Annotated in this window: 8 protein-coding genes and 1 pseudogene; all 9 read right to left on the bottom strand. The window is 47.4% G+C overall.

Features of this window, described 5'->3' with window-relative positions:
• Positions 1-47 precede the first annotated feature (47 nt).
• Positions 48-1,964 (bottom strand): hypothetical protein, encoded by a 1,917-nt coding sequence (locus F8E02_RS04080; protein WP_317064190.1) that lies wholly within the window; start codon positions 1,962-1,964, stop codon positions 48-50.
• 133 nt (positions 1,965-2,097) lie between these two features.
• Positions 2,098-3,279 carry a glycosyltransferase family 4 protein gene (locus F8E02_RS04075; protein ID WP_317064189.1) on the bottom strand — a complete coding sequence of 394 codons (1,182 nt, stop codon included), beginning with the start codon at positions 3,277-3,279 and terminating at the stop codon, positions 2,098-2,100.
• Positions 3,280-3,554: 275 nt separating this feature from the next.
• Positions 3,555-3,710 (bottom strand): annotated as a pseudogene (locus tag F8E02_RS13070) (DapH/DapD/GlmU-related protein); the annotation flags it as partial.
• Between the two features lie 317 nt (positions 3,711-4,027).
• The gene (locus tag F8E02_RS04065; protein ID WP_317064187.1) at positions 4,028-5,200 is read right to left on the bottom strand and encodes a carboxylate--amine ligase; all 1,173 of its coding nucleotides are present in this window, start codon (positions 5,198-5,200) and stop codon (positions 4,028-4,030) included.
• Between the two features lie 151 nt (positions 5,201-5,351).
• Positions 5,352-6,407: a polysaccharide deacetylase family protein gene (locus F8E02_RS04060; RefSeq protein WP_317064186.1), complete on the bottom strand. Its 1,056-nt coding sequence runs from the start codon at positions 6,405-6,407 to the stop codon at positions 5,352-5,354.
• Between the two features lie 462 nt (positions 6,408-6,869).
• Positions 6,870-8,027, bottom strand: coding sequence for a CapA family protein (locus F8E02_RS04055; protein ID WP_317064185.1), 1,158 nt, complete (start codon positions 8,025-8,027; stop codon positions 6,870-6,872).
• A gap of 143 nt (positions 8,028-8,170) precedes the next feature.
• Positions 8,171-9,286, bottom strand: coding sequence for a DUF354 domain-containing protein (locus F8E02_RS04050; RefSeq protein WP_317064184.1), 1,116 nt, complete (start codon positions 9,284-9,286; stop codon positions 8,171-8,173).
• A gap of 24 nt (positions 9,287-9,310) precedes the next feature.
• Positions 9,311-10,072: a polysaccharide deacetylase family protein gene (locus tag F8E02_RS04045; protein WP_317064183.1), complete on the bottom strand. Its 762-nt coding sequence runs from the start codon at positions 10,070-10,072 to the stop codon at positions 9,311-9,313.
• On the bottom strand, positions 10,072-11,694 hold the full coding sequence (locus F8E02_RS04040) for a glycosyltransferase family 2 protein (RefSeq protein ID WP_317064181.1): 1,623 nt from the start codon (positions 11,692-11,694) through the stop codon (positions 10,072-10,074). Before F8E02_RS04040 ends, F8E02_RS04045 begins: the two co-directional genes overlap by 1 nt.
• Positions 11,695-11,851: the final 157 nt, after the last annotated feature.

Here is an 11,851-nt window from a genome sequence, read left to right as displayed (position 1 = left end):
GAACTCAAAATAAATCATAGAAAATCTGAGGCATTCCCTGTGGCAGATTATAAATAGAAACCCGTAATATCCGCGTTTTGGTAGACCTTTGACTTGACTTCCAAATTATTTAGCATTTCCAAGCCTACGATTTGACTTATCCCAATTCTCTTATAATAACCTTCAAGTTCAATTTCCTGCCGTATTGGTCTATCGTACATATAATTTCTCCATACAAATATTCGATCGGCGTCGGAGAATAGTTTTTTCGATGTAAATTCCCTTACATGGTTCCCAGGATCCATGCTCAACAGGCACATATAGTTGGAGTCTGCCATGAACTTGTCTGATAGGAAGGATAATTTTTGTGCGCCGTAGACCTCCTGAAACGTGTATCTTGTAGAAATGGTTGATTCTTTCAACCAGAGTGGGCTATCTTGGTTCGCTGTGGTGCAAGCGGACATGAAGAAAGCCATTATAAAAACAGATGCAAACACAAAAGCAATAGCCATATGCCTTTTGGGGAGAGCGTATTGAAGTTTCACAATCGCACATGCGGCCATAATGGCAATAAACAAATATAAAAATACAAACCAGCGCGTGGGTAGAATGTTGCGGATTCCGAATAACGGGAAACCGAATGTAATGGACATGAGAATAATTACGCAGACCACTATCGAGACCGTATATCCATTTCGGTAACGGCGCGAAACCCACAAGTATCCTGCAATGGCTGTAAAGAACAGTAGAAGCGCCAACCCTGCCGTATCTGCAGCTTGCTCAAAAATAGAGGGCATCATTACGACATATTTGGCAGAGGTTTCCGGTCTGTTGAGGAAACCTGCGTATTCGGAAACAGAATTTTCAAAAGTCACTATAATCATGTCAAAGAAGGAATTTTCTCTACCATAGACAGCAACAACCCAGTGCTGGATAAGCACAACAACATACAGGAGGAATAGATATGGACAGAATGAAAAGATCTGCTTCTCTCTGAATACAGTATTATAGAGATAGGATCCTATATATAAAGCGATCAAGGTTGTTAGCATGATAAATGAAGAGACTGCATGACCTAGAATAAGTGTTAAAATCAAGATGACTGACAGAAATATCCACTTAGGGCGGTCGTTTCCGTTCGTTGCTTCAAAAACTATCAGTATAAGAAAGTAGAATAACGTCACTCCGTATGTTGTTGTCTGAGGAGCGATCCCCCAGAGAAAATGAAAATCCGTGATGCTTACGATCAGCATCGCAAGAAGTCCTACTTTTTCATTGAATATTTTCCTTCCGATTATGAAAACACATATTGCCGCAAGTACATACGGCAGAAGAATGAAATAATTTGAGGCGTCTCTGATGGGTACGGCAGTGAGAATCTGGCCGATAGCAACCTGGATGTGCATTAATGGGAAGAACTCTTCTTTGTTGATCAAAACACTTATATTCCCATCTTGCGCCAGCAGAAGGTTCATACTCAAGTGTATCCAGTAGTCGACACCCGAACCCCCGGAAAACCAGTATACAGAGTATTTGCTCAGCAGCGAAAGGATCACTATCTTAAATAGTTGGAGTAACACACCATGCTTTGTTTTGACGCAGAGTATGGAAAGCGCCAGCAATCCAGCACAGACGCCAAAAATGATAAAATACGTCGGAGGCCGGCAGCCAGAAGTATGCAGGAGCGCAAGGCAGGCCGTTATTCCGGAAAAAAAAAGTATTTCATAAAGGACTGACAACCCCCGCGATCTGCTGATCGGATATTCTTTCACGTTTGCTCGCCGTAAGAGGAGGTATATCAATGATGCGGAGAAAAGTGCAAGACCCAACATGGGCAGATAGATCGTTTTACTGATGAGATAAAGCAAAGAGATAGCAACCCCGATCAGTATCCCCGCAACGCTGCCTATAACGTCGATGTTATCGGTAAACCAGCTGAGGTACGTGCGCACTGTTGTCTCGCCAAAGACGTTTTTTATCCCCATGCTGCACCAGACAACAACCGCTTTTACTGTATATAGGACTTACTTCTAACGGTTTTATAAATTATCATATGTACCGAGTTTTAGTTTACAATGTAGATGAGCCCGTAGTTCCTATAAGTTCGCTTCTTTAATTCTACAGTATCTTTTCGTATACTTTCATATATCCTTTAGCGATCTCTTCTAGGGAAAATGCATGCGAGTATTCTAGAATCTTTTGGAACTCCCATTTTTTATTTAGTGCGGTATTAATCTGCTCTGCAAGTTCATGCGAATTCTTTGGTTCGACAAGAAGTCCGCAATCTTGAGAAACTATGATCTCCTCACTTCCACCATTTCGTGTCGCCACAACTGGCTTCCCGCACGCCATGGCTTCGATTTGTACAAGACCGAAACTTTCCCGTACACTTGGCAACACGAAAATATCGCAGGCGTTCATCCATAGCGACAACTCGCCGTGTGGCTTCCGATCTACCAGCCGTACGTACTGCTCAAGCTGTTCGCTCTTTATCTGTCTCTCTAATGATTGAAATGTCTGACCGCTTCCAATAATAATGCAAAGGATGTCATTTTGGTGTTTTGCAACCTCCTTGACGGCCGAGATCAAGTATTTATGCCCCTTAATCGGGGAGAAATTCCCCACCGAGAGAATGATTTTTTTATCCAGAGGCAGTCCAAGGGATCTTCGGCAGCCGGCGGAATCTTTCGGGTAAAAAATAGCCTCGTTATACCCGTTAGGTATCACGAATACCGGAGTGGCTACATTCAAGCGTTCAATACATTCTCTATTACTGTTGCTGACGGTAGTTATCGCATCGGCGGTATTAAGAACGTGTTCTATCCTGCTTTTCCAATCGGCATCCCTGAAGGGAAGAGAATAAATATCATATCCATGAGCGGTGACGACAAATGGGGTATCATACTCTTCTTTAAGGCAGGCACCCACATAGCCAGCTGACCACGTGAAGTGGGCGTGAATCAGTTGAAACCGAAGGTTGTTTCTCTTAATTATCCTGGTGACGGCAGTGAGATGTTTTCTTCCCACAGATTTATAGCAGCTTTCTATTGGCACATACAGTGTGGGTGATGGGTAGATGTGGCAGTTTTCTGGTTTGTTTGACAGATCGATTTTATAATCGAGGCTATTCTTATAATATTTGTTTCGGTTTACATGCTTTAATATTTCCATTGCAGGATTGGATCTTATGCAGACGTAAACATTTGAAAAATAGGGGGCTATAGACTCAAGAGGGTCTTTCTGAAAAGTCCTGTAGGTATGAGTAATTGCTAAAAGGTTTGTCTCAGTTTCGCGCATCATGATTTCTCCATCTTCACGTCCGTTGAGAGTTAAACAGTTATTGCCGTATGTATGATTCCGTGATTTTGACCGTTTAGAATGTCTTTAATACAAGTGAGGTCCCGGCCTGCTACCTCTCTACAGGCAATACTCGAAAGCGGTTGTATTCGTGATTAGCCTCTGTATGCGGCTTCCATTGTGGGAACTTCAAACGAAACGACACCGCATGTACGACGATTTTAAGGATCTGCATTACCTTCAATAAATTACTTGCGGTTCCTAGTGTTTGGCTATTCCCTATATCTCATAATCCTAGCGGGATTTCCAACAACTACAGCGTAGTCGGGCACATCTTTTGTAACGACCGAACCTGCTCCGACGATGGCTCCATCGCCGAGAGTTACTCCTTTCAATACAGTGACATTTGCTCCAATCCAGACATCGTTGCCTATGTGGATTGCTTTTTTTACGTGAGGCTGCTCCCTGATTAACCTATCTCGAGAAATTCCGTGGTCCCTCCCCCAGATGACCGTTTTCGGACCGATTTGGACGTCGTTGCCAATGACAATATTGCCCAGAATATGGCATCCTGCATTCATATAGAAGGTATCCCCTATGATAATCTCAGGATCGCCGATAATACGGCAGTATGGTTCGATTCTGGCTTTTCCTAGGAATTTTACTCGAACAAATGCGCAATGATCTCTGATCTTTACCCCTTTTATTAGCAAGGGTATTTTTTTGAGAAAGAAATAAGCGTCTGTTATCATCAAGTATACTCCTTGAATTCTCTTTTTATCACCCGTAGTATCGCATTTTTGGTATCGACAATCCAGGGAAGGAGATCGTCCGGACAAAAGACTGCGAAATGAGTTTTATCAGATCTAAATAAGTTTTTATAAAATATGCCAGCATATTTCCTTCTGAATAAAACGTTGAAAAGTTCGTGCTTAAAGTAAAAGAGGTGAATGTCTTTGTCTTTAATTTGCGACTGTTTGTCGGCGATTTTACCAAGGGCATCCAGGTACTGTGAATACTGTAGGTAGACCCCGGAAAGATTTCCCACGCGATGCCACATCATTGAGCGTAGATTTATCTCCATGAGTTTGTACTTGCCGTCCCTATAGTCATATTTGAATTCGGGTTCGGCAATTCCCATGAGATTCATGCCATTCAGTAATGTTCTTCCCTGGTGATAGACAGTATCCGGGGCCTGATTGGAAGCACTTGCGAAAACGCCAAAGTCATTTGGGAACTGGGAAAGTTTTTTACCGGTCCATTCATTGACGATAACTCCCTGCTTATTGCGGTATCCTACGTATGCATAGATATTCGATCCGTCACCCGGGATAATTTCCGATGCAATGAACGGTATTCCTTTCCGAATAAAATCTTCAATTTTTCGCTTATTTTTGTCAAATTCTTCCCGGTCTTTCAACTGCAGGTTTCTAAAGACATCGATCTTAAGATCGTCTCTCCTGACGGGTTTTAGGAGGACAGGGAATTGAATTGACAAAATCCTATCAATATCTTTGATGTTCTCAATTCGTATTGTTTTAGGATACGGAACCCCTAGCTTTTCGCACCATGAATATTGGTGATACTTATCCGAGCATTCGATCAGATTTTCCGGGTTAAACGGAAGGAAACAATAACCTTCTATGGCTTTATGGATTTTATGCAAATTTTCGAGATGCAGGTCGCTTGTCGGGAAAACTATTATTTTCTCGTATTCTTCGTGGAGTTTGTTCAGCGCATTAAGGAGGTTTTCTGGCGTATCCTCGATCGAAACGTGCTGTGTGATCTTATTGCTATAGGATGCTATATTCCTCGTGCTATCAAAAAGAACAATATTTTCTACTTTTTTTTCATGCAATTCCCGGACTATTGAATATCCATTTACATAACTCCCTAGGATCAATGCACAATCTGTTTTTTCCATTTTTCCTCGCCCTTCTTGATTTTATTTAAATCTAGATTATAAAGAATTCCAGACGTTAACGCTATTTTCTTTTTGTTTCAACGCATATCAATTCTTTTATTTTCTTCACGATATAAACGCTGTGGTGCGGCTGAAAAATATGATACAAAAATTAATAAAGCACATTTTTCTTCCAGAATTCCGTAATTGTCTCTGCATCTGTTATCCATGCCTTATTTCCGGCGCAATAGTGGAGAACCTTCTCATACATCCTCGGCCAGAAACTCTTGTATGGGCAGTTGAAACTGTTTGAGTGCCAGTTCAATACGAGGAGACCACTATAAGAAGCAACAACATCAATACACCTTTTTACGTGGTGCCATGCGTCCTCTTGTGACTTTGTTGTGCTGAAGAGTGTGCTATCCATCACCGTCAAAGGAAGCTCCAGCAGGTCTAACTCGGAATCTGTGTTTCTATTGAATGGCTTAAAGGGATGGCACATACCGTTCCTGAACCCGATTGCATCTGAGTATCCCAGAGTCGTGTCATATTCAAAACGCGCCAGAGATAACTGCTCCCAGGAATCCGGCACTACAAAACGTAGGTAGTGGTTCCGATAGCCGACAATTCTCTTTCCTAGGATACGTTCAAGCCGATTTTTTTCGATTTTGATTTCGTTCAGATCCCCTGCAGCATAGTAACCTCCATGCAGGCCGACCTCCCACCCGTTATCGCTGATGAAACCAACTTCTGTCTCAAGGTCATCGACGTCATATCGAAATCGCCGAATATCTCTGTCTGTTGCAAGGAAATAGAACGAAGACTTTGCATCATACGTCTCCTCTAGATCCATAATATCTTTAAATTTTAGATATGGGCTTGCCTTTTTACCTTTCAATCGCCAGAATAATTGCTTTTTAACTCCAGCGTAGTCGCCCGCCTTAAGGCAATGTCTCGAAGAAGCCAATGTATGACTAATCGGAGGGTATATTTCATCGACATCGTGCGTGAGGCATACTGCAAAATGTCTATTATCCGGATATTCGACCCTAAGACCTTCCTGAATCAGATACCTTGATACTATAGGATCAAGAATATCCCCATGCCGACTGTGACGAGATATGAACCTTCCATGTTGATCTAATCTCTGAGATGAGTACTCTTCCTTTCTCGTATAAATGTCCCAAAATTCTGGATTTTGTTGAATGCTTTCGGTTATAGGATACATCCGCTGCCTCCTTTTGAGAATGGTGATATGTTCTGTTCGACATGCCCGGACGTATAACGCTTCTTCACCGCCGCGTTAATTTGAACTGCGAAATTAATATACCATTCTCTTTGTTTAACTCGATCTCAATTCCCCATCCGAGGTCTAAAGAGTGTTCTCTATGCATCGTCGGATTCCGAAGTAATAAATGTCTTTTTTGAGTTAATCCAGTGGAAAAGGCTCTAACGTACGAATCTGTAGCGATCCCGGAGAAATCTTCACAAAGCTAACGTCACCTCTCCGGAAAGGATCTATCGCCGCATTTCATAGCGCATTCGACAATCTGACTACTTCCTGAATGGTTTCAAAGCAGGGACTACGAGGACGCTTTATCATTATAGTACCTGATTTTCGTCATGCTTTAGGATACTTTCACCCGATTCGTAGGCAAACCGCGGATAAGGGGCGATATCTGGACCTTCGTTACTTCTCTGAGTTACCGGGGTTTTGTCGTTTCCGATGGTAGGATAATAATCCTATAATATATCTTGGAGTCTCGAACATACCTAATGAGCGAAGATAGAAAAACGCTATCTTTGCGTATCGCCAGTATATAGATGCTTTATGATGCAGGAGGGCAATCGTTGCATAAACGGGTCGAGGCGATTTATATACGCCCGATAAGAAAAACACCCAGAACACAACGACACGCCTGCGCAAGCCTTCCAGATCGATTATTGTTGGTGACGCATCTTCCTGATAAACGGGATGAATCGAGATTGTACTGCGTTCTGTATCGTAATCCACCATTATTGAGGCCCGACAGACCGCCGGCCACTTCTTGTACGTTAATGCAAAGACAGGGTGATATTCACGCGTTGTCAAATAGCCGGCCTCTTCAGTGTTTGGGTATGTAATTTGTGCTGGAGGGCGCATGAAGAAATTCGGGAACAGGAAATTTCCTAGGGACATGAACGCATATTTACCGTTATGCCGAATGTAGCCCTGTATCCGGTGGGAGTGAGAACCAATAATCATAAGCACTCTGTCGTCTTCCAGCAGTCTCTTGGCCAGATGAATATCTTCTACCGGTGGAAGCCAGACATGCTCCCTGCCCCAGTGGAAAAAGAGTATGGCCTTTTTGCCGTCCCTGAGTTCCCCCAGATCTCGCAGTATCGATTCTAATCGCAAAGGATTGACACCGGGCTTATTATGCGATGCAACCTGTACTTTATTCAGGTATGAATGCCCGAAATCGCAATAACCCAGTATGCAAATCTCATCATTAATATCCCAGGGCATTCGAGCGTGAGAATCATCCATTCCCGCGCCAAAATGGCCTAGGTGTGCGTTATCGAGTTCTGCCAAAGTATCGAGAATTCCTTGATCTAATTTATCGTGGATATGATTGTTTGCCACGCACACCGCGGAAATGTTCATCTGTTTTAAATTATTCATCGCAGATGAGTCGGTAAATAACGTGCATTTATCTGCACAGAGGGCATGATTACTAATCGGGTGTTCTAAATTTGCAATTTTCGTATCCGCAGACCAGAAGGCTTTGGAATGAATTATCTTTCCGATCTCATTCCTTTGGGCATCGCCTCCGAGGAATAGATCCCCGACAAAAAGCAACCTCATCTACTCGACCTCTGAAAAATCCATGTCTTCTGTCTCCGAATTGTGGTATCTTATGAAAGTTGATCCACCCGTCTACTGGGAACTTGTAGGCTGCATCTCTAAGTGATCTGCAAATCTCACAGAATTTAAGCGAATTTGTTTTTCTATAATACCTCTACCGGCGTCTCTTTTATTTCCGTTTTGAATCGAACGGAAAAATCTGCGTCAGATTGTATTTGAGTCATGCTATCGGGATAACTTTCGATAAACCAGATCATAAATGCAGTTACGTCAATTTTTTCACTTAATAACCTCTGTCTTTTCAACTTTCCTTTCGCGTGCAAATCGGGGTCATTGAGTAATTTCAGTGCTTTGATCAGAACTTCGGATCTCATTTCGCGGGGGTCGGAGATAGTATGAACAAGTCCATACGTACCTCCCAGTTCGTCCGTAGTGCCTGCCCTGAGCGTGTTAACATACAGTGCGTGTGTTCCAAGCATGGCACACTCAGATGCCGTTGTTGCTCCCTCCCCAATATATAACGTAGCGTAGTAGAGAAGATCGTGGAGCTTTTCGGGCGACACTTTCATGCGATACTCCTCCAGCTCAGCTGGGAGCGGCCTCTCTGATGAGATTATGACCCGGCAGTGCGGTTCAAGTCCCTTCACAAGACGCATCTCGTCCTGTATTCCATGCTGCCCGACATCGTGGTGCGCATGCCACGAGACTAACCTGATGATTGCAAATCTTTCACCCTCGGTTAATCCAACCTCTTTGAGAACAGCAGGATTCGGCGTAAAATATTTTGGATGCAGGTACATCAGTTCCTTATATCCTTCAATTTTTACGTGCTTTCTTCCCAAGTTCAGTTGGAAGCTCGAGGGTGATATGATTACGTCCACCAAGGGATCGAGAATCTTCCGCAAGAGAACGACGTGATCGCAGTCGGAGAAAAAAATATGTGGTTTAAACAATAAGCGGCTCATAGCCCCGGAAATGAAAGATCCCCTGCTTATATATATATCCGGTCTGAATGCCCGGGATATATTGTATGCGGTATGGAATGATTTCGCCAGCGATATCAATTTGCGTGTTACTCGTCCTCCCTGGTTTACCCCGATAACATCATAATCCAATCCGATGCTGTTAAGGAGGGGAATTGTGACCTCTTTATCCGTGGTGATGATCCGGACGCTATGTCCTCTCTTTTGCATTTCCTGAATGAAGTGCTTAAACTGGTGAACGTGGGCTGGATGCCCCATTTCTATCAGTAGTCTCATCGAGCTCCCTCTTTACAAATAAAATCACGCCTGGATCGCCATGATCAACTTCTTTCCCATGTTGATCGCGTTGTCCTTAAGGTAGCCTGAAAGCCAGCCCCCACCGCTTATTGCCCACCTTTCCGGATGGATTGTTATATAGGGTTGTAATTTATTGTTTTCCGTGAGAACGTTGATGAGGTCGCTTGTTGTGTGGATCCCCTTACACTTCTCCATTGACTGAAAAACATCGCGGCGTGAGTGTTTCCCGTCCCAGTTCCTGCCTGTATCTGTAAAGTAGCAAAGGTTTGTACCCTGCAATGAGAGGTATGCCTCACCAACGATACTGAACTGTCGAAAATCGTAGTTGTGCCATAGATCTCTGTTGTCGTAGCGGGAGAGGGGACTTCCGTGCATGCAGATCGTCCGGACGTCGCAGATCCCCCTGAGTTCCTCAAGTTCCGAGGCGAAGAGCCCGATCGCCTCCTCGTAGTCGCCCTTTGCCTTTGCAAGCACCTCATAGTGGTAGCCGACCTCGTGGCCGAGGGCATGGATCTCCCTGATCACCTCCGGGACGAAGGTCACGGGGTGCCGGAAATAGTAGGTTGAGGTGATCCCGAAGGCGTGCTCAAGCTCGGCCATCTTCAAGGCGTTCTCCGGCTTGCGATCGACATCGTGGCGGAGGACAACCGTCCGACCGCCGGGAGGATCGGTAAGATACTGATAGACCGTGGCCGGGGTGTAGCCGGCACCGAGGAGGGCGCGGCAGAGTTCCCCGTACTTTGCCATCGTGAAGTCCCGCACCATCAATGGCCCACCGCTGAGTTCGCCTGCATATCAAACAGCATCGCAAACAGCAGAAACTGCATCCCCATCATGAACACCAGGAACGACAGCACCCCGTGTACGAACAGCACCGGATACCCCATCACAAGCTTCTCCCAGAGCGTGACGAGCCCCCCGATCATCCCGATCGGCGTGAGCACCGCCCCGGCGGCGTAGAAGAACGCGAGGGGGTGAAAGCCCATCTGGATGTACTTCGTCTTTAAGCGGAAGAGGAAGTTGCCGAGGAGGAGCTTTGAGACCCTCGGGATGTAGGTCGAGTAGCGGATCTTCGACTTCTCGCGGCCGTAGCGGGCCGGGATCGCGACGTCCCGGACGGTCATGTTGTGGATGTTCAGCCAGACCAGGAGGTTGTTGCAGTAGCCGTAGCCCTGGTAGACGCTGTCGAGGGGGAGCTCGGCGAGGGCTTTCGTCGAGATCGCCGTGTAGCCGTTCTGGGGGTCCATCATCTGCCAGTAGCCCGAGGCGACCTTGGTGAGGAAGGTGAGGAGGGAGTTGCCGAAACTCCGCCACGGCGGCATCCCCGTCCGGTAGGCCTCGTTGATGAGGCGGTTGCCCTTCGTGTACTCGGCCCGGCCGTCGACGATCGGGTCGAGGAGGGAGGGGAGGTAGGCGGGGTCCATCTGGTTGTCCCCGGCCATCACCGCGGCGATCTCCATCCCGTCGGTGACCGCCCGCTTGTAGCCGGTGGTGATCGCCGCCCCGACGCCCCGGTTGGGGTTGTGGTGGATCGGGACGATCCGCGGATCGCGGCGGCTGTAGTCCTCGATGATCGCCCCGGTCGCGTCGGCGGAGCCGTCGTTCACCACGTAGACCTTCGCGACGTAGTCCGGGATCCCGTCGAGCACCTCCCCGATCAGCTCCTCCTCGTTGTAGGCCGGGATCACCACCGCGATCCGCTTCCCGCGGTAGCGGGGCCCGTCGGTCGAAGGCCTCGCGGCCGGCACCCCGGCAACTCTCATGCCGCGGACCTGTGCCAGGATCTCGGTCCCGGCGGAGACGCCGTTGCCGCCGATCCGGATCGCCTCGATCGCCCGCCGCCCGTAGGCCCCGAATCTCCCGGGAACCGTGGTATCAGGGACCTTCGTCCCGCACGAGGCGCAGGCCTCGCCGGCCGAACCGATCACGACGTCGTTCCCCCGCCGGAGCTCGGCAAGCAGCCGGGGGATCTCCCCCGGGCTGTGCTGGCCGTCGGAGTCGATGATGACGAGCTCCTCGGCGCCGAGGTCGCGGGCGGTCGAAAAGATCGTCTGGAGCGCCCCGCCGTAGCCCTTGTTGGTCGTATGCCGGATGACCATAGCCCCGAGCGCCTCGGCGATCGGGACGGTGTCGTCCTTCGAGCCGTCGTCGACGACGAGCACCGCATCCGCGTGCTGCCGGGCGCCGACGACGGTCTTTGCAATAGAGGTCTCCTCGTTGTAGGCCGGCATGGCGACGAGGGTCCGGATGCTGCCGGGCCGCTCCCTCTTCGGCCGGGTCGCCACACTGTCGACGAGGAGGATCGTCTCCTCCCCGTCGTCGCCGTCGTCGATGACCATCTCAGACGTGCGGGCAGGGGTAACAGGAGTGCGGGTCCGGGTGGTCACTCTCGGTCCTCCCGGGATATGCTGTGGATTGCCGGCTCGGCGACGGGGGTGCTCTCCAGGAAGGAGAGGCTCTGGGGTGTGGCGGATTGCATCATAGTACGCTGGTCGTGGGAGGTCACCGGACCTTGAGCACCGTAAGGTGCGGATAGGGAATGAG

It is taken from the genome of Methanoculleus caldifontis (assembly GCF_032842345.1).
In the GTDB taxonomy this organism is placed as follows: domain Archaea; phylum Halobacteriota; class Methanomicrobia; order Methanomicrobiales; family Methanoculleaceae; genus Methanoculleus; species Methanoculleus caldifontis.
Note: the sequence above shows the minus strand (reverse complement) of the source record. Positions and strands in the feature narration are given on the sequence as shown.

Coding starts and splice junctions, on each gene's coding strand:
- F8E02_RS04080 (WP_317064190.1), bottom strand. CDS start 1,964: ATGGGGATAAAAAACGTCTTTGGCGAGACAACAGTGCGCACGTACCTC.
- F8E02_RS04075 (WP_317064189.1), bottom strand. CDS start 3,279: ATGATGCGCGAAACTGAGACAAACCTTTTAGCAATTACTCATACCTAC.
- F8E02_RS04065 (WP_317064187.1), bottom strand. CDS start 5,200: ATGGAAAAAACAGATTGTGCATTGATCCTAGGGAGTTATGTAAATGGA.
- F8E02_RS04060 (WP_317064186.1), bottom strand. CDS start 6,407: ATGTATCCTATAACCGAAAGCATTCAACAAAATCCAGAATTTTGGGAC.
- F8E02_RS04055 (WP_317064185.1), bottom strand. CDS start 8,027: ATGAGGTTGCTTTTTGTCGGGGATCTATTCCTCGGAGGCGATGCCCAA.
- F8E02_RS04050 (WP_317064184.1), bottom strand. CDS start 9,286: ATGAGACTACTGATAGAAATGGGGCATCCAGCCCACGTTCACCAGTTT.
- F8E02_RS04045 (WP_317064183.1), bottom strand. CDS start 10,072: ATGGTGCGGGACTTCACGATGGCAAAGTACGGGGAACTCTGCCGCGCC.